Here is a 22,290-nt window from a genome sequence, read left to right on the forward strand (position 1 = left end):
ACCCTCGGTGACGGCTCTCGCCTCAGGGGGCCGGGCAGTGTAGACATGAGCACATGGTCCGACTCCTGGGGCGCTCGGATGCCCGTCAGGCCCGTGGTCCCCGGGGCCCGCTGGGCCGGCGTGCTCCCGAGAGCACGCTGGGCGGGCGCAGTCTCGCGGTGCAGGTGTTCGTGCTGCAGGTGGTCATCGTGCTGCTGCTGGTCGTGGCGGCCGTGGTGGCGCTGCTGCTGCAGGTGCGGCACGACACCACACAGGAGGCCCGCAACCGCTCGCTGGCCGTCGCACAGACCTTCGCGAACTCGCCGGGCATGGTGGCGGCGCTGAGCAGCCCGGATCCGACGGCCGTGCTGCAGCCCAAGGCCGAGGCCGCCCGCACGGCCGCCGACATGGACTTCATCGTCGTCATGAACACCGACGGCATCCGTTACACGCATCCCAAGCCGGACCGCATCGGCAAGAAGTTCGTCGGGACCCTCCAACCGGCGCTGGACGGCGGCGTCGTGGTCGAGGAGGTCGACGGGACCATCGGCCGGCTGGTCCAGGCCGTCGTCCCGGTGAAGGCCCCCGACGGGCAGGTGGTCGGGCTGGTGTCGTCCGGCATCACGACCGCGCACGTGGGCGGCAACGCCGACCGGCAGCTGCCGCTCGTCCTCGGCAGCGCCGCTCTGGCCCTGGTGCTGGCCACGGCGAGCACCGCGCTGGTCAGCCGCCGGCTGCAGCGCCAGACGCACGGTCTCGGGCCGCGCGAGATGACCCGGATGTACGAGCACCACGACGCCGTGCTGCACGCCGTGCGGGAGGGCGTGATCATCGTCGGCGGCGAGGGCGATCTGCTGCTCGCCAACGACGAGGCGCAGCGGCTGCTCGACCTGCCCCCGGACGCCGAGCGGCGGCAGGTCCTCGACCTGGGTCTGGACCAGGACACCGCCCGGCTGCTGGCCTCCGGGCGGATGGTCACGGACGAGGTGCACCTGGTCGGGGAACGGCTGCTGGCGATCAACCAGCGGCCCACCGACCTGGCGGGCGGTCCGGCCGGCAGCGTCGCGACCCTGCGCGACTCCACCGAGCTGCGCGCCCTGTCCGGGCGGGCGGAGGCGGCCCGCGAGCGTCTCGACATGCTGTACGCGGCCGGGGTCGGCATCGGGACGAGCCTGGACGTGACCCGGACGGCCGAGGAGCTGACGGCGCTGGCCGTGCCGAGGTTCGCGGACTTCGCGACCGTCGACCTGTTCGACGCCGTCCTGGAGGGCGAGGAGCCTCAGGGGCGGGGATCGCTGCGGCGTACCGCGGTCGACGGGATCCGCAAGGGCGCTCCGCTGTACGCGGTGGGCGATCGGATCCGGTTCGTCGACTCCGCGCCGCAGGCCCGCAGTCTGAGCACCGCACGGGCCGTCCTGGAGGCCCGGCTGCTCCGGGCGTCCGGCTGGCGGGCCCAGGACCTGGAACGGACCGAGCAGGTCGTGGAGTTCGGCATCCACTCACTGATCACGGTGCCGGTCCGGGCCGGAGCGCTGATCCTGGGCGTGGTCAGCTTCTGGCGTTCGGAGCGGCCCGACCCGTTCGATGCGGACGAGGTGGCGCTCGCCGAGGAGCTGGTGGCGCGGGCGGCGATCTCCATCGACAACGCGCGCCGCTTCACCCGCGAGCACGGCATGGCCGTCACGCTGCAGCGGAGTCTGCTGCCCCGTACGCTGCCGGAGCAGAACGCCCTGGACATCGCCTACCGGTATCTGCCCGCGCAGGCCGGTGTGGGGGGCGACTGGTTCGACGTGCTGCCCCTGTCGGGAGCCCGGGTCGCTCTCGTCGTCGGTGACGTGGTGGGGCACGGGCTGCATGCGGCGGCGACCATGGGTCGGCTGCGCACGGCGGTGCACAACTTCTCGGCGCTGGATCTGTCCCCCGAGGAACTGTTGGGTCTGCTCGACGAGTTGGTGGCGCGCATCGACCAGGACGAGGCGGGCGACCGGGGCAACGCGGCCGTCTCCGGGGCGACCTGTCTGTACGCCATCTACGACCCGGTGGCGCGGCGCTGCACGATCGCCCGCGCCGGGCATCCGCCGCCGGCGGTGGTGCATCCCGACGGCCGGGTCGAGTACGCCGACGTGCCGGCGGGGCTCCCGCTCGGACTGGGCGGTCTGCCGTTCGAGACGGTCGAGCTGGAGCTGGCCGAGGGCAGCCGGCTGGCGTTGTACACGGACGGGCTGGTGGAGGACCGGGAGCGGGACATCGACACCGGCCTGGAGATGTTGCGCGCGGCCCTGGAGCGGAGCGCCGACGGTTCGCCGGAGGAGGCCTGCCAGGCGGTCCTGGACGCGCTGCTGCCGGCCCGGCAGGGCGACGACATCGCGCTGATCGTCGCGCACACCCGGGCCCTGGGTGCGGACCGGGTCGCCGAGTGGGACGTGCCGGTGGACCCGGCGGCGGTCGCCGAGGTGCGGTCGGCGGCCATGCGGCAGCTGGCGCGCTGGGACCTCGACGAGCTGTCCTTCGCGACGGAGCTGATCCTCAGCGAGCTGGTCACCAACGCGATCCGTTACGGCAGCGGGCCCGTGCGGGTGCGGCTGCTGCGCGACCGCACGCTGATCTGCGAGGTCTCCGACGGCAGCAGCACCTCGCCGCATCTGCGGTACGCGGCGATGACCGACGAGGGTGGGCGCGGGCTGTTCCTGGTGGCGCAGCTCACCGAGCGCTGGGGCACCCGGTACACGCCCAAGGGCAAGGTCATCTGGGCCGAACAGCCGCTGCCCTGAGGGGGCGTGGACCTCCGGCGTGCGTGCGCGTGAGCCGTCGCGGCCGGGGCGCGCATACCGCCGTCCGCTCATAAATGCTGCTTATGAGCTCATAGAGTGGACCCACGTACCGAGTTAGGTTTGCCTTAGTTTAGGCTTTCCCCGAGTCGATCTGTCGCCGCTCGAAGGGAACCTGATCATGCCCCGCCCCCTGCGGGTAGCCATTGTCGGAGCCGGCCCCGCCGGGATCTACGCCGCCGACGCGCTGCTCAAGTCCGCCGTGGCCACCGACCCGGGTGTCTCCATCGACCTCTTCGAACGCATGCCGGCCCCCTTCGGCCTGATCCGCTACGGCGTCGCCCCCGACCACCCCCGCATCAAGGGCATCGTCACCGCCCTGCACCAGGTCCTCGACAAGCCCCAGATCCGCCTCTTCGGCAACGTCGACTACCCGAGCGACATCAGCCTGGACGACCTGCGCGCCTTCTACGACGGCGTCATCTTCTCCACCGGCGCCACGGCCGACCGGGAGATGTCGATACCGGGCATCGACCTCGACGGCTCCCACGGCGCCGCGGACTTCGTCTCCTGGTACGACGGCCACCCGGACGTACCGCGCACCTGGCCGCTGGAGGCCGAGAAGATCGCGGTCCTCGGCGTCGGCAACGTCGCCCTCGACGTCGCCCGCGTGCTCGCCAAGACGGCGGACGAGCTCCTGCCCACGGAGATCCCGGCCAACGTCCACGACGGCCTCAAGGCCAACAAGGCACGCGAGATCCACGTCTTCGGCCGGCGCGGGCCCGCACAGGCCAAGTTCTCGCCGATGGAACTGCGCGAACTCGACCACTCCCCCACCATCGAGGTCATCGTCGACCCCGAGGACATCGACTACGACGACGGCTCGATCGCGACGCGACGCGGCAACAAGCAGGCCGACATGGTCGCCAAGACGCTCGAGAACTGGGCGATACGCGACGTGGGCGACCGCCCCCACAAACTGTTCCTGCACTTCTTCGAGTCACCGACCGAGATCCTCGGCGAGGACGGCCACGTCGTCGGCCTGCGCACCGAGCGCACCGCCCTCGACGGCACCGGCAACGTCAAGGGCACCGGCCAGTTCAAGGACTGGGACGTCCAGGCCGTCTACCGCGCCGTCGGCTACCTCTCCGAGAAGCTGCCGAAGCTGCCCTGGGACCTCGACTCCGGCACCGTCCCGGACGAGGGCGGCCGGGTCATCGAGGAATCCGGCGCACACCTGCAGTCCACCTACGTCACCGGCTGGATCCGACGCGGCCCGGTCGGCCTCATCGGCCACACCAAGGGCGACGCCAACGAGACCGTGTCCAACCTCCTCGACGACCACGCGAACGGCCGCCTGCACACCCCCGACACACCCGAGCCGGAAGCCGTCGACGCGTTCCTCGCCGAGCGCGAGGTCCGCTACACCACCTGGGAGGGCTGGCACCGACTCGACGCCGCCGAGAAAGCCCTCGGCGAGCCACAGGGCCGCGAACGCGTGAAGATCGTCGAACGCGAGGACATGCTGCGGGAGAGCGGCGCGTAAGCACGGTGACGGGGCTCGGGGGCGGACGCCTCCGGGCCCTTTCCCCCGGCGTGCACGCCCGGCGCGCGGCCTCGGCGAATCCGTTGGTCCGCAAGATCGCCGGCTGTTAGCGTCCCGGGGTGTTCTCACTCCAGGAGCCTCCCCTCTTCACCCGGCTGCGCGATGCGCGCCGGGTGCTCGTCGCCGGCGCGGGCGGCGGTTTCGACGTGTACGCGGGGCTTCCGCTGGCGTTCGCCCTGCGGGCGGCGGGCAAGGAGGTCCATCTCGCGAACCTCTCGTTCGCCGATCTGTACGGGCTGCCCTCGGACGTGTGGGTGCAGCCCGACGTCGCGGCCGTCGGCCCCGACCTCGCCGTGCGGGGCGACTACTTCCCCGAACGCACACTGGCCCGCTGGCTCGACCGGCAGGGTCTGCCCGCCACGGTGTACGCCTTCCCGCGCACCGGCGTACGGCCGCTGCGCGCCGCCTACCGGGCCCTGGTGGACCACCTGGGCGGGGTGGACGCCGTGGTCCTGGTGGACGGCGGGACCGACATCCTGATGCGCGGCGACGAGCACGGCCTGGGCACGCCCGAGGAGGACATGGCGAGCCTGGCCGCCGTCCAGGGCCTCGACGACGTCCCCGAACGGCTGGTGGCCTGTCTGGGCTTCGGCGTGGACGCCTATCACGGGATCAGCCACTCCCTGGTGCTGGAGAACCTGGCCGAACTCGACCGGGCGGGCGCCTACCTCGGCGCGTTCTCCCTGTCGCAGCTGAGCCCCGAGGGTTCCCTCTACCTCGACGCGGTGGCCGACGCGCACGCCTGCACGCCGGGCCACCCCAGCATCGTCAACGGGTCCGTCGCCGCCGCCGTGCGCGGCGACTTCGGCGACGTCCGGTTCACCGAGCGCACGAAAGACGGCGAGCTGTTCGTCAATCCCCTCATGGCGCTGTACTTCTGCGTCGACGCGCCCGGCCTGGCCCGCGGCAACCTGTACCTGGACCGGCTGGCCGACACCGTCCTGATGCGGCAGATCAGCTCCCGCATAGAGGAGTTCCGCGACGAGCTGCCCCGGTTGCGGCAGCCGCGCGCCTACCCGCACTGAGACACGGCACGTCGTGCGGGCGGTCAGCGGGCCGCGACGTCACGGCCGCCGACGACCGCGAGGGCGGCGGTCAGGAGCAGCAACGCGGCCGCCTGGACGGCGAATCCGGCGACCATCACCATGGGCAGAGGCATGGACACGCCGAGCCAGGTGTACGCGGCGGTCACGCGCAGCGTGAGGACCAGCAACCCGAGCACGGCCAGGGCGAGCGCGCCCTCCCCGCCCGCGATACGGCCCCGGCGGCCGCGTCGCACCAGCCAGCCGAGTGCGCCGAGGACGAAGCAGGTGGTCGGCGCCCACACGGAGTCGACCACTCCGGGCAGCACGACCACGGAGGCGCCCATGACGACGCAGCATCCGAGATAGACCGTGCCCGGCGTACCGGCGGGCAGCGCCGCCGGGGGCGCGTCGCGGTGGCAGGCGGTGCACAGGGCCAGGGCCGGCAGCCAGGCGAAGGCCGCCGCGGCGGCGGCGTAGGCGGGCTCCGGCGGGGGGAAGTCCCTCACGAAGGGCGCGAGGAACGGCCAGAGGGTGGGCAGGGCTGCGAGCAGCACGCTGATCCGCGCGGTCCTGCGGCGGTCGCGCAGAAGGGCGAAGTAGCCGACCGTCCACCCCAGCGGCAGCACCCAGGCGGCGACGGCGGCCGTGGCGACGACCGGCCCCTGCCCGGAGAACCCCGACATGAACACGTCCCGGGCGAAGGCGCCGTGCGTGGACGTCCAGGTCAGCTCCAGTGCCCGGTCGGCGACCGCGGCGGCCGCCTGGAGCAGCACGGCGGAGAGCGCGAAGAGCCGGGCCGCCGAGCCGAGCAGCGCGTAGCGGCGCGGCGCGGCCGCGGTGCCCAGCCGGGCGCGCAGGGCGAGGGCGGCGACGCTTGCCGCCTCGCCGAGAGTCGGCCGGCTCTGGTCCTGGAGATCGCGGTCGGTGTCACCGAGGAAGACCTCGACCATCTCCTCCTCCCGCTCCTGGCGGTAGTACGCGGGCAGCAGCCGCAGCACGGCGCGGTAGCGCGCTTCGAGAAGGGTCGTCGTGCCGGTCATGCCATACCTCCGGCGAGTCCGGGCCCGGGGGCCGGCGGGATGACGGTTCCGGGGGCGCGGCGGCCCTCGGCGATGCGGCGTCTGGCCGCTCCGGCGCCGGCCGCCATGCGGTCGGCCTCCGCCGCGAGGGCCTGGACGCCGTCGTCGGTGACGCGGTAGTAGCGCCTGAGCCTGCCCTGCTGGACCTCCTCGCGGTCCAGGACGATGAGCCCGTCGGCGGTGAGCCGGTCGAGCACGCCGTAGAGCGTGCCCACCCGCAACTGCACCTCGCCGTCCGAGAGTTCCTCTATCTCCCGCAGGATGCCGTAGCCGTGCCGCGGCTGGTCGGCGAGGGCCGTCAGCACGAAGAAGGCGGCCTGGGTCATGCTCCTCGATGCCATGGGACCGAATATATCGGCTCCCAAGATATCCTGCGCGACGAAACGCCGCTTCGGCACCATCCGGCCGTGGGCTGCCGGCGGCCGTCAGCCGTCGTCGCGCGGGTACGTCGCGATCACCCTGCCCTTGACGTCGGCGCGGAGGTACCCGCTGCCGTAGTCGTCGGACAGGTAGACGCTCATCGACGGTTCGGTGTCGAAGACCGTGGACCCCGGGTCGACCAGCAGGTAACGGCTGGTGGGATGGGGGACTCCGAGACTCTTCGCGGCCCGCGCCAACAGCCCGGGCACCTTGTCCCAGTCGTAGACGTCCAGGTCGACGGGGACCTCGCCGCTCATCACCGTGCCGCCCGGGCCGTCCTTCACCGCCACGTCCCCACCGCGGTACGTGTACCGGTCGTAGAGCTTCGGGCGGCCCTTCACCGAGACCTCGGCGATGGCGTACTCCTCGTACACCGCGAGGCTCGTCACCTTCGCCCCGCCCGTGGCCGCCGACAGCTTCGCCACCACGTTCTTGACGCCGTCCCCGCTGAGCAGGTCGACCTTCTGCGGGTCGGACGCGTCGTCGGAAGCCGCCCCGGAGGCGTCGTCGGAAGGGGCCCCGGACGGTCCGGAGGCCGCCTGCCGGGCGCTCTGCGACGCGGACACGCCGGGCAGCGGTGAGGCGGCTCCGCTTCCGCCGCTGTCGCCGCTGTCCTGGAGGTACGGAAGCAGCGTCCACGCCAGGACGCCGGCCAGGGCGGTGGCCAGCACGGCGACGGCGACGGCCGCGCCACGGCCACGGCGGGCGGGGGGCCGGGCGTCGGCAGGCGGGACGACCGTGGCGACACCCGGCGGGGCCGAGGGCGGAGTGAGGGAGTACGAGGTCGTCGAGGGCTGCGGCGTCCGGACCGGCGGGACCGGAACCGGCGGAACGGCCGCGCCCGCCGGCGGGACCGGAGCGGACGGGAAGACCGCGCCCGGCGCCGGCGCGGCGGCCGTCACGGCCGCGAGCATCAGGTCGACCCGGGCCGCGTCGGGGCGGGCCTGCGGGTCGCGCACGAGCAGCGCCGAGAGAACGGCGGTCAGCGGTCCCGCGCTGCGCGGCGAGGGCACGTCCTCGCTCAGCACGGCGGCCAGGGTGGCGAGCGTGCTGCCCCTGCGCAGCGGATGGTGCCCTTCCACGGCGACGTACATCAGCATCGCGAGGGACCACAGGTCGGCGGCGGGGCCGCCCTCCTTCCCGCTGACCCGTTCCGGCGCCATGTAGTCGGGCGAGCCGATGACCGAGCCGGTGGCGGTGAGGCCGGCCGACTCCCGGACGGCGGCGATGCCGAAGTCGGTGAGCACGGGCCGGCCGTCGGGGCGCAGCAGGACGTTGGCGGGCTTCACGTCACGGTGCTCGATGCCGACGGCGTGCGCGGCGCGCAGCGCGGCCAGCACCTCGCGGCCCATCCGGGCCGCCTCGACCGGGGACATCACGCCCCGCTCCAGCCTGTCCTGCAGGGAACCGCCCTCGACGAGCTCCATCACGATCCACGGATACGTGTGCTCGCCGCCGTCGACGATGTGATGGATGGTGACGACGTTGGGATGGTGGACGCGCGCCAGCGCGCGGGCCTCCCGCAGGACGCGCTCGCGCAGCACGCCGGCGGCCGCCGGGTCGTGCTCGGCGAGGTCCGGGTCCGCGTGCCGCACTTCCTTCACCGCCACCGCGCGCTGCAGGACCAGGTCGTGGGCCCGCCACACCAGGCCCATCCCTCCCCCGCCGAGTCGCTCCACCAGCTCGAAGCGTCCGTCGACGACGCGTCTGTGGGTTCCCCCTGTGCTCATGGAGGGAGCTTAGAGGCAGCGACCGACACGCGGTGTGTCGGCCGGAGGGGGCACAGCGCGAATGGTCCGGTCGCCCACGGGCATGCTGTGAACGAGGTCACTTCCGCCGGGCCGTGCCGTAACCGCTCCCGGTCCGCTCTCCCTCCCCTCTCCTCCCGCCCTCCCCACGAAGGACGTGCGCTTTGGCTCTCATGCACCCTGACGCCCCCTCGGCCCGCCGTCCGGGCCGCTGCTGGACGATCCGCGTGGTGGGGCACCGGGACCGCACCGCGTCGGTCACCTGCTCCTCCGCGTGCGCGATGCCGCCACGCTCCCGGGACCTCGCGGCCCTGCGCCGTTTCGCCGAGGCCCACGCGGCCGCGCACGCCCGGGCGGCGGCGGTGCATCACGACGCCGCCTGCTGGTGCCGTCGTCAGCGGTGCGCGCCGCACGAGGACATCCGGGTCTCCTGCGCGGGCACGGTCGTCCTCGTCCTGCGGCACGACCCGTCGGTGGGGCAGGTGTGGACGCTCAGCGAAGTGTGCTCCGCGTGCGCCCCGTTGATGCCTCACACGCGCGTGCTGAGCCGGTCGGCTCCGCCGCGGCCCCGGGTGCCGGACCCGGCGGCTGCGGACGCTGGGTCGGAGGCGAACGCCCGCGCGGGCGGCGGCCCGGTGGAGGCTTCCGGCTCCGGTGCGGGGCGGGAGGCGTACGGCGGGCACGGTCCGTCGGGACCCACGATGCCCGCCGTCGGACCGGCACGGCTCGTCCCCGGCGGCTTCAGCGCACCCCCCACGGGAGCCGGCGCCGGCCCGGAACGGGGCGGTGTGCGGCGACGCCCCGTCGGGGGGCGGCGCGGGCGCTCGGGAGCAGGCGGCGGCGCAGCCTGACCTGCGGCGCCCTCCTCGACACCACGCCCTTGGCCGCCCCCGGCCGGCTTCAGCACAGGTGCCGGGACCGCGGCCGGCTTCAGGGCCGGTGGCGAGACTGGGGCGGGATTGAGGGCGGTGGCGGGACTGCGGCCGACTTCGGGGCCCTGGGCGGGACGTGGTGGGTTCAGGGGCGGTGGCGGGACTGTGGTGGGATGCGGACGGGCAGGGCGCCCTGGATCCGGCCGCGGGCATGCGGCGGAGGGAACCGGCCGCCCTCGGCGCCGAGGGGCCCTTCGTCCGCGGACCGGGCGGCCACGAGTTCGGCGATGCGTGCGCCGCAGCGCCGCCCCTCCAGGTGCAGTCGCCCGACGTTGACCCGGTCGTCGGCGAGCAGGGTCAGCACGGCGGTCGGCCCCGCCGCGTAGGTCGCGAGGTAGCCGTCGGCGCCGCGCACCAGGAGTTCGCGGAAGTCGCCGCGGTCCGCCAGGTCGACCATGCGGCGTCCGACGCCGAGCGCCGCGGCGGTGAGCGCGGCCAGTCCCTCCGGTTGGACGTCCGGCATGTCCTGGGCCAGGACGAGACCGTCGGCGCCGGCCGCCAACGCCCCCGTCAGCTGCGGCATTCGGGCGCGCAGCCGGTGCAGTTCGTTCGCGACCTCGACCTCGACGGCCATGACCGGTGTCCCTTCGGCGCGTTGGCGACTGGGGCGGAGCAAGTGCGGAGCGGCGCGGGATGGTTCGGGTGCCCCAGAGGTTACGGAACGCGGCAGCCGAAGGCGATGGCTTTGGCACATTCCTTTGGCATGCCCGGGGTTCGCCCGGCGGCGCGGGCCGGACGTCCGCAGGCCGCACGCCGCACGCCGCACGCGCAGGCTGCTCGGCGGGAAGAGGTGCCGGGCCCGGCTCGCGCGGCGGACGCCCGCGGGGACCGCGGGCGCGCGGACGGGGCCCGCCCCTCAGCGGATGGTGGGCGAGCCCCGTCCGCCGTCCTATTGTCGCGTTCCCGACCGGGAGAGCCCATGAGTGCGGGGTGCCCGCCCGTGGTGCACGGCGCACACCCCGGGCGGGCGACGCACACACTGCGCGCGCCTCCGCAGATGCGGCGGTCGTTGCGGATGCGGCGGATGCGGCGGATGCGGCCAACCGGGCGGATTCGGACGCGTGACGGGCGCCGTGCCGGGGAAGGGGCTCCTGAACGGAGGCGTCCTCGGGCGCCCTCGCCGTCATCCGTCGGACCGCCCACCCCCTGCGGCGAGCGATACTGGCCTTCGCGCGTCGTCGCATGTCGTCGCCGCGCCGCCGCCCGGCCGCCCGCCCGCCCTCACGAATGGACCCATGCACATCGCCGCGACCGATTCGCCCATGACGCCCTCCACGGTGTGGCAGGCCCGTGGCCGCCACACCGGACCGACCGCGCCGGACGTCCTGCGCAAGAACCTCCAGGCCCTCAAGGACTCCGGTGCGGTGCAGGATTTCGCGGAGCTGCCCGAAGCGGACACGCCGGACGGGGAGACGGCCTTCGAGGCCAGGTGGCAGCCCGAGGAGGAGGTGACGGTCCGCGCCCGGCTCACCCTCGCCGAGTGGTCGGGCCGGGGCCAGGAGTGGACGCTGACGGCGGAGGCGGACCGGCCCTGGGACCGGCGCTGGCCGTCACCCGCAGGCGTCTTCTGGCCCTGGGACGCGGACGCCCCGTGGGGCCACGAGACCGTCACAGGCGAACGGTTCCTCGACGTCAACCCGCTGCCCGCGGACGACAAGGAGCTGCGGCGCACACTGCGGGCCGCCCTGCGCGACACCTGGGCCGTGCACTTCGTCGTCCACGAGGCCATGACACCGGACGAACAGGGCCGTCGCTCGCTGGTCCCGTTGCTTCCGCCCGGCCTGCATCACCGGGTAGTCGAGCACCGGGCCGCCCCGCACCAGCTGCGCACGGTGAACTGGGCCCTGAAGGAGTCGGGGGCGGAGGTGCCGCGCGGCGGTGCGCTGGTGCTGCCCGGCGTACCCGCTCCCGCCGACTACGACCCCGCCGCGTTCTCGGTGCGCAGCGTGTTCCTGGACGGCACGCACCCCACCGAGCTGCTGGACGCCGTGCGGCGTTTCGCCGCTCTGCCCCGGCCGCTGCCAGAGGGCGGCGACGCCGCGCTCACCGTGCTGCGGGAGGAGTGGCAGCTGCTGACCCTGGAGGAGGAACTCGCCCGGGAGCGCGCGCTCGTGGCGATGTACAAGGACGCGCTGGAGGCGATGACGGAGTCCCGCGATCTGTACCGGGAGGCCGCCGAGCACGCACACGAGGCGCTGGCCGCGTACCGGGAGGCCGCGGCCGAGGCCGACGCGGCGGGAGTGCCGCGGCAGGCGCAGGCCAAGCGGGCCGCCTCACCCTTCCAGCAGCTGGGCCGCACCCTGGAGCGTTTCAAGGAGTCCACCAAGGGCCTGCGGCCGGTGCCGGCGAGCACGCCCGCCGACGGGCCGGAGCAGGACGGCGCACCCGGGTCCGGCGCAGGAGAGGCCGGCTCGAAGCGCCCGTAGGCGCGCGCCGGCGTCTCGCGCCCGACCGTCCCGCGCGCGGCCCTGCCCATGACGGGGTCGACGCCGGACGCCCGCCGAGGGCCGCAGGCAGCCGCCGCTGTGCGCCCCGTTCCGCCGCCGCTGTGCGCCCGTTCCGCCCCCGGCGTACACCCCGCCCCCGCCGTCCGGCCGGTCGCGTCGATCGGCCGCGGCGCGCCCGCGCGACGGCGTCCGATGCGGTAATCCTGCCGGAAACGGGCATTCGAGCACCCGAAGCGGGGAAATCGACAGACAGGGACCGCTGCCCGGGGTCCGGACAGGAAGCGCAGAGCACGGCCGGACGTAGCGCGACGGACCACAGGGGAGGACCCGTGGATGCGCCAACCACGCTCGTCGTCGTCGTGGCGGTGGCAGCCGTCGCGGTGTTCGCCGCGGCCGCCGCGGTGCTGACGCGGCTGATCCGGACCCGCCGGGGTCTCAGACAGGCCGGACTGCCCACCGGCCCGCGCTGGGTGTTCTGGGGGGCGGTTCTGTACTTCGTGTTTCCGGCCGATCTGCTGCCGGATCCGGTCTATCTCGACGACGTCGGCATGCTTCTGCTGGCCCTGCGTTCACTGCGCCGCGCCCCCGACCGCACCACCGGGAACGTGTCAGAACGGGTCCCCGACTGACCGCCGAGGAAGACGTTTTCACCACCGCTCGACCCGATCTCCCCTGCTCCACGCCCTGCTCGGCGCCCAACTCCCCGACGATCACGGAGAGTAAGGAAACCAACCACCCGTTCGATTCGTATAAGTGACTGAAGGGCGCACCCACCCAGCACAAAGCAGCGGGCCCGAGTGACGTCGCACAGCGGCACCGCTTGATCGAGGCAGTACCGACGAGGGAGAGACGATGCAACCGTTCACGCTCAACTACGCACGCCCCGCGGCTGAGTTGGAGTTTGCCACTCCGTATGCCTACGACCCCGGAATGCAGTTGAACGTAACTTTCGACGGCCGGATCGCCGCTCGCGACCACGCCCTCCTGCGCGAACTGGCGACCACCACCTCGACAGCGGGCTCCAAGACCCACTTCGACGACTGAACACAGGCCGACGAAAAATGACCGTGCTCATCCTGACCTGTGAAGAAGACGTCACGGCGGACATGGTGGTCGTGCACCTGAACGCCGCGGGCGTCCCCGTCGTCCGGCTCGATCCGGCCGACCTGACCCATACCGTCGCGCTCTCCGGCGAGTACGTGCACGGAGCCTTCCGTGGCCATCTGTCCTCCGCCGGACGGCTGGTGAGCCTCGAGGGGCTGCGGTCGGTGTGGGTCCGCCGGCCCGGCTCCCCGGCGGCCCGGGCGTCCCAGCCGTCCTCGTGGCTGACGGAGGAGGCCTCGCAGGCGCTCTACGGCATGCTCCGAGGGACGGGGGCGCGCTGGATGAACCACCCGGACGCTTCCGTCCGGGCCCGGCACAAGCCGTGGCAGTTGCGGCTCGCACAGCGCAGCGGCCTGCCCGTGCCCGCCACGATCGTCACGACGTTCCCGCAGGCGGCCCGTGAGTTCGCGGACCGCTATCCGGACCTGGTGGTCAAGCCGGTGTCCGGGGCGCATCCGCAGGATCCGCCCCGGGCGGTGCCCACCACGAGGGTCCCGCCGGACGCCGACTTCGCCGCCGTCGCCTACGGCCCGACGCTGCTGCAGCGCCGGGTGGCCAAACGGGCCGACATCCGGCTGACCGCGGTCGGTGACCGCCTCCTCGCCGCCCGCAAGGACACCGTCCCCGGCGATGACCCCGACGTGGTGGACGTGCGCTATACGCCGTCCGCCACGCCCTGGCGTCCCGCCGACGTGCCGCCGCGCCTGGCCGAGGCGGTGCGGACGTATCTGCGGGAGGCGGAACTCGCCTACGGGGCCTTCGACTTCGCGGAGGACGCCGACGGAACCTGGTGGTTCCTGGAGTGCAACCAGTCGGGTCAGTTCGGCTTCGTGGAGGTGGACACCGGTCAGCCCATCGCCCGCACCATCGCCGAGTGGCTGGCCGGGCCGCCGGCGGAGCGCGACGCCCGGCGGGTCGACCGGTGCGGTTCCGCGGCCCCGTGAGGCGCCCGGACGCGGCCGGAGCCCGGAAGAGCTCCGCCGCGCCGGGCCCGTCAGACGGCCGCCCTCGGAGGGCCGGCCCCGATGCCGTCGGTCCGGACGGCGACGGGCCCGGGGGCGGACGCCGCACGGCCGGGCCCGGCCGTCCATGGCCTCAGACGGCCAGCGACAGTCCGTCCGAGCCCTCCGCGGGCGTACGCGTCTGCGGCACGGACTCCAGCAGGGCGTCAGCCGCTGCGACCGCCTCCCGGACGTCGGACGTGCCCATGAGCACGCACAAGGTGTATGTCACGTCCTGGAGTTCACGAGCCGCCTGCGGCGTCTCCCTCTCCGCCTGTGCGATCTTCAGCGTCGCGTAGCGGGTCAGCAACGTCCTGGCGATTTTCGGATCCGGAACGATCACGAGCGCCCCTCTCTCTGTTGTGCGCTGCGTGTGCCCGGACTCCGGCGAATCATGCATGACACACGGACTTGTCACTCCCCAGGGGCACGATCCGGCCACGGACGGTCAGGCGATCCGGGCGCTGTGCGGGCCGCTGTCGGCCGCAACGCGGGTGCGCTCGAGCAGCATCCGGCCGGAGGTCGGCCGGATGAAGTCGATGACGAGGCCGAGCCCGATGGACGTGCCGGCTCCGTGCGACGACGACGTCGTCGACGTCCGTCCTCCCGGTGGTCGTGTCAGACGGCGGCGTCCAGTTCCGCGAGTTCGCCGGCGGTCAGGGCGAGTTCCGTCGCGGCGAGGGAGTCGAGGATCGTCTCGGGCCTGCTGGCGCCGGGGATGGGCACGACCACCGGCGACCTGGCGAGCTCCCAGGCCAGGCACACGCGCTGCGGGCTGACCCCGTGCCGCTCGGCGACATGCGCGAACGGCGCGTAGGAGGAGCCCAGTTCGCGGGCGCGGGAGATGCCGCCGAGCGGGCTCCACGGCAGGAACGCGATGCCGAGCTCGTCGCACAGGCGCAGTTCGGGCTCGCTGGAGCGGAAGGCCGGGGAGAACTGGTTCTGCACGGCGACCAGGCGTCCGCCGAGGATGTCGTTCGCCTCCCTGATCTGCCGGGGGTCCGCGTTGGAGATGCCGGCGGCGCGGATCTTGCCCTCGTCCAGCAGTTCCCGTATCGCGCCGACGGACTCCGCGTACGGGATGCGCGGGTCGGGGCGGTGGAACTGGTAGAGGCCGATCGCCTCCACGCCGAGCCGGCGCAGTGACGCCTCGCAGGCCGCCTTGAGGTGGGCGGGGCCGCCGTCCAGGGTCCAGCTGCCGTCGCCGGGGCGCAGATGGCCGCCCTTGGTGGCGACGAGGACGTCGCCGCCGCGGTCGTGGGAGGCCAGGGCCTTGGCGATCAGGGTCTCGTTGTGGCCGACCTCGTCGGCGTGGAGGTGATAGGCGTCCGCGGTGTCGATCAGCGTCACGCCGGCGTCCAGCGCGGCGTGGATCGTCGCCAGGGAACGTGCTTCGTCGGGTCGTCCCTCGATCGACATGGGCATGGCGCCGAGGCCGATCGCGCTGACGTCCAGTTCACCGATGCGGCGGGTCTGCATGGGGTCGCGACCTCTTCTTCTCGGGTGCGGGCGGGCAGGGAGAGGTCCGGTGCGCCGGGACGGTGATCGCGACGCACCGGACCTCTCCACCCTGGCCCCGCCGTCGGCCGCGGGTCCAATGGAGATAACCGAACGCATTCAGCAGCCGGGCCGCTGAATCGCCCGGGGCCGGTCAGGAACGGCCGGCCAGGTACTCCGTGACGCCCGGCGCCTGGTGCGCGTCCTCGACGCCCACCACGCCGCCGAGCGCCTTCGCGTCCGGCTTGAGCACATAGGTGGACAGGGCGGCGGGCTTCTTGACGTCGGAGAAGTCCTGCGGCGAGCCGAGGCCGGTGTCGGCGTTCTTCTGCGAGCGGTGGGCCTTCACCACGTCCTCCCGGGCCAGGCTGCCGGCCGCGCAGGCCTTCTTGAGGTCGGCGCCGAGCAGTTGCGCGGCGTTGTAGCCGGACAGCGTGCCGGCGTCCACCGGGGAGTCCGGGTACTTCTTGCCGTAGGCGGCCGCCATCTGTCGCACGCCGGGCAGGTCCGAGCTCACCGCGGGCGCCGCGCTCACCACGTTCAGCATGGCCAGCAGTGCCGGCGCCGCGGGGGTCTTCATCAGCTGGGGCGCGAAGCCGGGCGCGCTGCTGACGACGGGCACCCGCAGCCCGCGTGAGGCGGCGACCCCGACCAGCGAGGCCGTCTGCGCCGGACCCGCGCTGATCAGGACGGCCTTCACACCCGCTTTGCGCAGCGCCGACACCTGGGCCGACAGGTCGGTGTCGGTCGCCTTGATCTTCTGCGGCACGATCGTGAGCCCGGCCCGCCCGGCAGCCCAGGTGGACCCTTCCAGGGCGTTGGCGCCGTAGTCGCCCTCGAAGTAGACATGGCCGACGGCGTCGCCCTTGGCCAGCCCCTTCGTCCGGGTGAGGAAGTCGACGGCGGCGATCATGTCGACGTCGTAGGTGGTGCCGATGACCTGGACGGAGTCCTTGCCGAGCAGGGAGGCTGCCCACGCCTGCGGGAAGGTCAGCAGGTGGTCGCGCTCGATGTCGTCGAGGAGGGCGGCGACCACGGGCGATCCGATGACCTGCGGCAGGGCGACGACGTCGGGGGCCAGGTCGGCGTAGGCGGTGACCGCCTTCTGCACGTCGTAGCCGTGGTCCTTCACCACGATCTCGACCTTGCGGCCGCAGACGCCGCCGGCCGCGTTGGTCTCGTCGGCCCACATCTGCTGGGCCTGCACGATGGACTTGCCGAGGGTCGCGTAGGGGCCGGTCAGGTCGGTGAGGGCGCCGAGCCGGAGGGTCTTGTCGGTCACTCCCGGGCCCTCCTTGACGCCGTCGGCGCCTTCGGAACCGCCGCCGCCCTGGGCCTTGGAGCTGCAGCCGGTGGCCGTGACGAGCAGGGCCGCGAGCGCGGCGGCGATGAGGGGGACGTGGGCGCGGTGTCTGTGCTGCGTGCGGTTCACGGGGTGGGCTCCTTGGCTCGGACTGCGGAGGCGGGTGGACGGTTCACGGCCGCCGGGGACGGGGCGCCGGGTCGCAGACGGACGCGGAGGCGGCGGGTGAAGCCGCGCAGTCCGTCGGGGGTGTACAGCAGGACGAGGACGATGGCCGCGCCGTAGAGGTAGCGCGCCGCCTCGGTGGGTCCGACCCCGCCGTCGCCGGCGCCGGGGGCGGTCACCAGCGGCAGCTGGTCGGCGTAACGGGTCATCAGCAGGGGCAGCGCGGTGACGAACACCGCGCCCGCGGCGGCGCCGGCGACGGACCCCAGCCCGCCGATGACGATCATCGCCAGGTAGTCGACCGAGAGGGCCAGGCCGAAGTAGTCCGGGACCACCCGGCGGAAGGCCAGCGCGAGGAGGACCCCGGCCAGGCCCGCGTACATCGACGACACGACGAAGGCGGCCGAGCGGTAGCGGGCGACGTCGACGCCCATCACCGCGGCTGCGGTCTCGCTGTCGCGCAACGCGGTCAGGGCGCGTCCCGGGCGGCCGCGCAGCAGGCCGCGCGCCGTCCACCAGGTGCCCGCCAGCAGCACGAGCCCGAGGTACCAGAGGCGTTCCTCGCCGCCGAACGGCACGCCGAGGACGACGAGCGAGGACCCGTCGCCGGCGAAGGAGAACCCGCCGACGGTCAGCGGGGGCACCGAGCGGCCGTTGAAGCCGCCGGTGACGGAGTCGGCGGTGAGCAGCACGTGGTGGCCCAGGAAGACCAGGGCGAGCGTGGCGACGCCCAGGTAGATGCCGCGCACCCGACCGGCGACGGGGCTGAAGAGCCCGCCGGCCACCCCGGCCAGCAGCACCGCGAGGAGCGCGGCGAGCGCGGTCGGCAACCCGGGGCCGGGTTCGCCCGCCAGCCAGGTGTAACCGTAGGCGCCCACGGCGAGGAAGAAGGCGTGCCCCAGGGAGAGCTGGCCTGCGGCTCCGGTGAGCAGGCCGAGGCCGACGGCGCCGACGGCGGCGGCCATGGAGAACAGGCCGATGCGCAGCCAGAAGGCGTCGAGGTAGAAGGGCGGGGCGCACAGCAGGAGAGCCGCCAGGAGCGCGCCCGCGCCCTTGGGGATGCGCTCAGACACGTGCCGCTCCCTTCGCGCCGAACAGCCCGGTGGGACGCACCAGCAGGACGGCGACCATCACGGCGTAGGGGGCGACGTCGCCGAACCCCTCGCCCAGCACGTGCAGTTCGGACTGGTAGCCCGCGGCCAGGGCTTCGGTCAGGCCGATGAGCAGGCTGCCCGCGAGGGCGCCGGGCGGCGAGGCGAGTCCGCCGAGGATCGCCGCCGGGAAGGCGTTGAGGGCGATCTGGCCGGTGGTCCGCTCCAGTCCGGGAGCGGGGAACGCGGCGAGGAACACGGCCGCCAGGGCGGCGAGGGCGCCCGCCAGGCACCAGGCGAGCATGCGCACCCGGCTCAGCCGCACCCCCATCAGGGCCGCGGCCTCCGTGTCCTCGGCGGCGGCCCGCAGGGCGAGACCCCAGGGCGTGAACCGGAACAGGGCGAAGACGCCGCCGATGGCCAGCGCGGAGACGACGATCGCGGCGATCCGGCTGTCGGCGACGGTCACGGAGCCGAGCCGGGTCACCGAGTCGCCCCAGGGGTCGCCCAGGGTGAGCAGATCGCCGCCGATGCGCCGGGACAGGTCGGTCAGCAGCACGATGTCGACCCCGATGGTGACGATGGTCTGGACATGGGCGGCCCCGGGGTCGGGGTCGCCGCGTTGCAGCAGCAGCCGGTCCAGTGCGCCGGCGAGCGCCGCGGTCGCAAGGACGGACACCGCGAGCGCGCCGGCGAATCCCAGGTCGTCGTGGAGGACGGCGGTCAGGTAGCCGCCGAACAGCAGCAGGGACCCGTGGGCGAAGTTGAGCACGCCCGACGCCTTGAAGATGACGACGAAGCCGAGCGCGACCAGGGCGTAGACCGCGCCGAGGGCGAGACCTGCGAGGACGCTGTCGAGGAAGGCGGTCATACGGTGTCCTCTCCGGGGACGCCGAGGTAGGCGCGCAGCACCTCGGGGTGTGCGCGCACCTCGTCGGGGGAGCCGTGGGCGAGCGTCCGGCCGAAGTCGAGGACCGTGACCTCGTCGGCGAGACGCATCACCAGACCCATGTCGTGCTCCACGAGCAGTACGGACAGGCCGAGTTGCGCGCGGACGGCGGCGATCGCCTCGGCCGTGCGGGCGCGTTCGGCGCCGTTCATGCCGGCCACCGGCTCGTCGAGGAGCAGCACGCGCGGCTCCAGGCACAGGGCGCGGGCGAACTCCACGCGTTTGCGGTCGCCGTAGGACAGCAGGGCGACGGGGGTGTCGAAGTGGGCGGCGAGGCCGGTGAGTTCGGCGATCTCCCGGGCCCGTTCGCGGTGCGCCCGCTGTTCGCGCACGGCCCGGGGCAGGCGCAGGGCGCTCGCGGCGAAACCGGCCCGCGACAGGGCGTGCCGGCCGAGCATCAGGTTGTCGGCGACGGTGCCCTCGGTGGTGACGATGTTCTGGAAGGTGCGGGCGACGCCGAGTGCGGCGATCCGGTGCGGGGCGAGTCCGGTCAGTTCGGTGTCCCCGAGCCGGACCCGTCCGGACTCCGGGCGGTACAGGCCCGACAGGACGTTGAAGCAGGTCGACTTCCCGGCGCCGTTGGGCCCGATGAGGGCGTGCACGGAGCCCGGCGCGACGGTCAGGGAGACGGTGCCGAGGGCGGTCAGGCCCGCGAAGCGCACGGTGACGTCCTCGACGTGCAGGGCGGGAGGCGGCGCCGGGGGCCGGTCGGTCGCGACACCGCGGGCGGTGCGGGCGTTCACGCGGCCCCCTGGTCGTCGGCCGGGTCACCCAGGTAGAGGCGGCGCACCGCGTCCGTGCGCGCGAGCTCGTCGGCGGGCCCGGACAGCCGGACTTCGCCGACCTCGAGGACATGGGCATGGCCGGCGAGGGAGAGGGCCATGCCCGCGTTCTGCTCGACCAGCAGGACGGCCGTGCCCTGGGCGTTGATCTCCCGGATCACCTCGGCGATCCGGTGCACCATGCGCGGGGCGAGGCCGAGGGAGGGCTCGTCGAGCAGCAGCAGCCGGGGCGCGGCCATCAGCGCCCGGCCGATGGCCAGCATCTGCTGCTCGCCGCCGGACAGCAGTCCGGCCGCCTGCCGCCCGCGTTCGGCGAGCACGGGGAAGAGGGTGTGCACCCGCTCCCGTGCCGCGCGGAGCTGTCCGGGCGCGCGCCGGCCGGGGCCGAGGCCCCCGGTGCGCAGGTTCTCGTCCACGGTCAGTCCGGCGAAGACCCGGCGGCCCTCCGGGACCTGGACGACGCCGGCCCGTACGGCCGCGACGGGGTCACGGCCGTCAAGGACGGTGCTCCCGTAGCGGATCAGACCGGCCGTGACGGCGCCGCGGTGCAGCCGGAGGGTGCCCGAGACGGCCCGCAGCAGCGTGGACTTTCCGGCGCCGTTGGCGCCCAACAGGGCCACCACCGCGCCGTGCGGGACGGTGAGGGACACGGAGCGCAGGGCCGACAGGGCCCGCCCGTACGTCACGTCGAGACGTTCGACGTGCAGGGCGGGCCGCTCCTGCGGGGGTGCCTGGGGCATCGCGGCTCCTCGGGACCGTGCCCGTGGGCACGGCGTTCGGGGGAAGGGGAGCTCACGACAGCACGGCGGGACGGGGGCGGTACAGGCGCGGCGGCGGGGTCGCTGCGCGCGACCAACGGAGGGCGGGGCGGCTTGTGCGGCTGCCCAGGCGCGTGCGGTGCGCGCCGGGTCAGCGGGGGTACAGACCCCTCGCGGTCAGGGCGAGGCTGACCTCCATCAGATCGGCCGGCCGGGCCAGCGACCGGCCCGTCAACTGCTCGTAGCGGCGCAGGCGGTTGAGGACGGTGTTGCGGTGGCAGTACAGCCGCTCCCCCGCCCGTTGGGCGGAGCCGTCGCAGGCCAGCCAGGCGGCGAGGGTGTCGAGCAGGACGGCCTCGTCGGCGGGCTCCAGGTTGCCCAGCGGGCCGAGCGCCCGTTCGACCAGCGCCGCGCCCAGGTCGGGTGCGGAGACCACGAGCGCGGCCGGGAGGTGTTCGGTCAGCCGGATCGCGCCGCCGGTCCGGGGGCACAGGCCCAGCGCGACGTCCGCGAGCCGGCGGGCGTCCCCGACGGCGGCCAGTCCCGTCACGGCCGTGCTGACGCCCGTCCGCGCGCTGCCCACGGCCGGTCCGGCACCGGACGATCCGGTCCCGGGTCCAGGTCCAGGTCCGGGGACGGTCCCGTGTCCGGGTCCGGCGGTCGGCGGACGCTCCTGGCCGGGGCGGCCGACCGTCCCGGCGTCGGCGTCCTCGCCCAGCAGGACGATGCCGTAGTCCACCTCGACGCCGGTGTGCCAGTACACGCGGGCGCCCCGCGCGAGGGCGGCGCGCGCGCCGGCCCCGTCGGTGGGGCAGCCTGCCGTCACCGCCACCACGACGTACCGGCCCTCCTCGGGGAGGTCCAGGGCCTGCGCGGTCTCCGGCAGGTCGGCGATGCGGCTGGCGCCGTCCAGCAGCGCCCCGGCCAGCACCCGCAGCCGGTTCTCGCGCCGCCAGGCGAGCTGCCGTTCGACCTGCCGGTAGGCGTCCGCGACGAGGGTGCAGTGCTCGTCGACGAAGTTCCACACGTCGGACGCGACGTGCACGAGCAACCGCACGTCCTCGGGAGCGGTCCGGGCGGTCTCGTCGATGAGGCCCTGCCACACCAGGGATCCGCCCAGCCGGAACGCGTGCAGCAGGGCGTCCAGCGGCAGGCCCTGCTCCGCACGGGTGGCGCCGATCCGCCAGGAGCACCGGCGGGCCGCGTCCCGGCTGCCGCGCGGGTCCAGCAGCGAGGACACGCTGTGCCGCAGCGACCGGTGCACCTCCTGCCAGGTCGCGGTGGGGTCGCACGTCACGGCCGCGCGGTAGGCGGGCTCCTGCTCCTGCAGCACGGCGACCAGCCGGTCGGTGAGGCCGGCCAGGTCCTCCAGCAGCACCCGGGCGGCCCGGTGCAGCACCCGCAGGGCGTCGGCGTCGATCAGGGACCGGACGGGCTGCGGTCGCGGCCGGTGCACGGGGGCCGCCGGGGCGTCCGCGGCGGGACGGAACACGGTCCGTGACCGTAGGGCGTGATGCATCGCGGTCCTCCCCCGGGGGCCGCTGCCCCGCCGTCCGACTCGTCCTGCCCCGAAGGATGGCATACCGTCCGGTCGGTCCCTAGGGGTGTGCAGTCTTCTTTTCGGCCCGCTCGGCCG

General features: G+C 74.0%; 20 protein-coding genes. 8 read left to right on the forward strand and 12 right to left on the reverse strand.

Translation table 11 applies throughout. The annotated features are described in order from the left end of the window. Positions 1–53: 53 nt before the first annotated feature. From OHS82_RS05310 to OHS82_RS05320, 3 genes are all read left to right on the forward strand, one after another. Positions 54–2,750: a SpoIIE family protein phosphatase/ATP-binding protein gene (locus tag OHS82_RS05310; RefSeq protein WP_242433382.1), complete on the forward strand. Its 2,697-nt coding sequence runs from the start codon at positions 54–56 to the stop codon at positions 2,748–2,750. 178 nt (positions 2,751–2,928) lie between these two features. Further along, positions 2,929–4,293 carry an FAD-dependent oxidoreductase gene (locus tag OHS82_RS05315; protein ID WP_328433386.1) on the forward strand — a complete coding sequence of 455 codons (1,365 nt, stop codon included), beginning with the start codon at positions 2,929–2,931 and terminating at the stop codon, positions 4,291–4,293. Positions 4,294–4,412: 119 nt separating this feature from the next. Further along, a complete protein-coding gene (locus tag OHS82_RS05320; protein ID WP_057581865.1) occupies positions 4,413–5,378 on the forward strand; it encodes a DUF1152 domain-containing protein in 966 nt (321 codons plus the stop codon). Positions 5,379–5,401: 23 nt separating this feature from the next. On the opposite strand, the gene OHS82_RS05325 is transcribed toward OHS82_RS05320, so the two are convergent. The 3 genes from OHS82_RS05325 to OHS82_RS05335 form a co-directional block, all read right to left on the reverse strand. After that, on the reverse strand, positions 5,402–6,418 hold the full coding sequence (locus tag OHS82_RS05325; protein WP_057581863.1) for a hypothetical protein: 1,017 nt from the start codon (positions 6,416–6,418) through the stop codon (positions 5,402–5,404). Further along, positions 6,415–6,783, reverse strand: coding sequence for a PadR family transcriptional regulator (locus OHS82_RS05330; protein ID WP_057581861.1), 369 nt, complete (start codon positions 6,781–6,783; stop codon positions 6,415–6,417). The genes OHS82_RS05325 and OHS82_RS05330 overlap by 4 nt, the downstream gene beginning before the upstream one ends. A gap of 99 nt (positions 6,784–6,882) precedes the next feature. Further along, positions 6,883–8,607: a serine/threonine-protein kinase gene (locus OHS82_RS05335; RefSeq protein ID WP_057581859.1), complete on the reverse strand. Its 1,725-nt coding sequence runs from the start codon at positions 8,605–8,607 to the stop codon at positions 6,883–6,885. Positions 8,608–8,798: 191 nt separating this feature from the next. Between OHS82_RS05335 and OHS82_RS05340 the strand changes: the two genes are divergently transcribed. After that, positions 8,799–9,476 (forward strand): hypothetical protein, encoded by a 678-nt coding sequence (locus OHS82_RS05340; RefSeq protein WP_328436029.1) that lies wholly within the window; start codon positions 8,799–8,801, stop codon positions 9,474–9,476. Between the two features lie 166 nt (positions 9,477–9,642). On the opposite strand, the gene OHS82_RS05345 is transcribed toward OHS82_RS05340, so the two are convergent. Further along, positions 9,643–10,131 carry a roadblock/LC7 domain-containing protein gene (locus OHS82_RS05345; protein ID WP_057581857.1) on the reverse strand — a complete coding sequence of 163 codons (489 nt, stop codon included), beginning with the start codon at positions 10,129–10,131 and terminating at the stop codon, positions 9,643–9,645. Between the two features lie 661 nt (positions 10,132–10,792). On the opposite strand from OHS82_RS05345, the gene OHS82_RS05350 reads away from it, so the two are divergent. The 4 genes from OHS82_RS05350 to tgmB all read left to right on the forward strand — a co-directional run bounded on the left by OHS82_RS05350 (position 10,793) and on the right by tgmB (position 14,052). Next, positions 10,793–11,983, forward strand: coding sequence for a hypothetical protein (locus OHS82_RS05350; RefSeq protein ID WP_328433387.1), 1,191 nt, complete (start codon positions 10,793–10,795; stop codon positions 11,981–11,983). Positions 11,984–12,333: 350 nt separating this feature from the next. Then, the gene (locus OHS82_RS05355) at positions 12,334–12,633 is read left to right on the forward strand and encodes a DUF1232 domain-containing protein (RefSeq protein ID WP_057581855.1); all 300 of its coding nucleotides are present in this window, start codon (positions 12,334–12,336) and stop codon (positions 12,631–12,633) included. Positions 12,634–12,856: 223 nt separating this feature from the next. After that, positions 12,857–13,048, forward strand: coding sequence for a putative ATP-grasp-modified RiPP (tgmA, locus tag OHS82_RS05360; protein WP_057581854.1), 192 nt, complete (start codon positions 12,857–12,859; stop codon positions 13,046–13,048). A 17-nt stretch (positions 13,049–13,065) separates the two neighbouring features. After that, a complete protein-coding gene (gene tgmB / locus OHS82_RS05365; protein WP_328433388.1) occupies positions 13,066–14,052 on the forward strand; it encodes an ATP-grasp ribosomal peptide maturase in 987 nt (328 codons plus the stop codon). A gap of 151 nt (positions 14,053–14,203) precedes the next feature. Here the strand turns inward: tgmB and OHS82_RS05370 are convergent, their stop codons facing one another. The 8 genes from OHS82_RS05370 to OHS82_RS05405 form a co-directional block, all read right to left on the reverse strand. Beyond that, positions 14,204–14,452, reverse strand: coding sequence for a DUF5133 domain-containing protein (locus OHS82_RS05370; protein ID WP_328433389.1), 249 nt, complete (start codon positions 14,450–14,452; stop codon positions 14,204–14,206). 275 nt (positions 14,453–14,727) lie between these two features. Then, complete coding sequence (locus OHS82_RS05375) at positions 14,728–15,588, reverse strand: aldo/keto reductase (protein ID WP_057581852.1); 861 nt, start codon at positions 15,586–15,588, stop codon at positions 14,728–14,730. 172 nt (positions 15,589–15,760) lie between these two features. Next, on the reverse strand, positions 15,761–17,038 hold the full coding sequence (locus OHS82_RS05380) for an ABC transporter substrate-binding protein (RefSeq protein ID WP_328433390.1): 1,278 nt from the start codon (positions 17,036–17,038) through the stop codon (positions 15,761–15,763). Then, complete coding sequence (locus OHS82_RS05385) at positions 17,035–18,147, reverse strand: branched-chain amino acid ABC transporter permease (protein WP_057581850.1); 1,113 nt, start codon at positions 18,145–18,147, stop codon at positions 17,035–17,037. Before OHS82_RS05385 ends, OHS82_RS05380 begins: the two co-directional genes overlap by 4 nt. Further along, the gene (locus OHS82_RS05390) at positions 18,140–19,036 is read right to left on the reverse strand and encodes a branched-chain amino acid ABC transporter permease (protein WP_057581849.1); all 897 of its coding nucleotides are present in this window, start codon (positions 19,034–19,036) and stop codon (positions 18,140–18,142) included. Before OHS82_RS05390 ends, OHS82_RS05385 begins: the two co-directional genes overlap by 8 nt. Next, entirely contained in the window at positions 19,033–19,857 is an 825-nt protein-coding gene (locus OHS82_RS05395) for an ABC transporter ATP-binding protein (protein ID WP_328433391.1), read from the reverse strand. Before OHS82_RS05395 ends, OHS82_RS05390 begins: the two co-directional genes overlap by 4 nt. Next, positions 19,854–20,636: an ABC transporter ATP-binding protein gene (locus OHS82_RS05400; protein WP_328433392.1), complete on the reverse strand. Its 783-nt coding sequence runs from the start codon at positions 20,634–20,636 to the stop codon at positions 19,854–19,856. The genes OHS82_RS05395 and OHS82_RS05400 overlap by 4 nt, the downstream gene beginning before the upstream one ends. Positions 20,637–20,805: 169 nt before the next feature. Continuing rightward, positions 20,806–22,173, reverse strand: a complete 1,368-nt coding sequence (locus OHS82_RS05405) for a PucR family transcriptional regulator (protein ID WP_328433393.1) — start codon at positions 22,171–22,173, stop codon at positions 20,806–20,808. Positions 22,174–22,290: the final 117 nt, after the last annotated feature.

Origin of the sequence: Streptomyces sp. NBC_00425 (genome assembly GCF_036030735.1) — a bacterium.
In the GTDB taxonomy this organism is placed as follows: Bacteria; Actinomycetota; Actinomycetes; order Streptomycetales; family Streptomycetaceae; genus Streptomyces.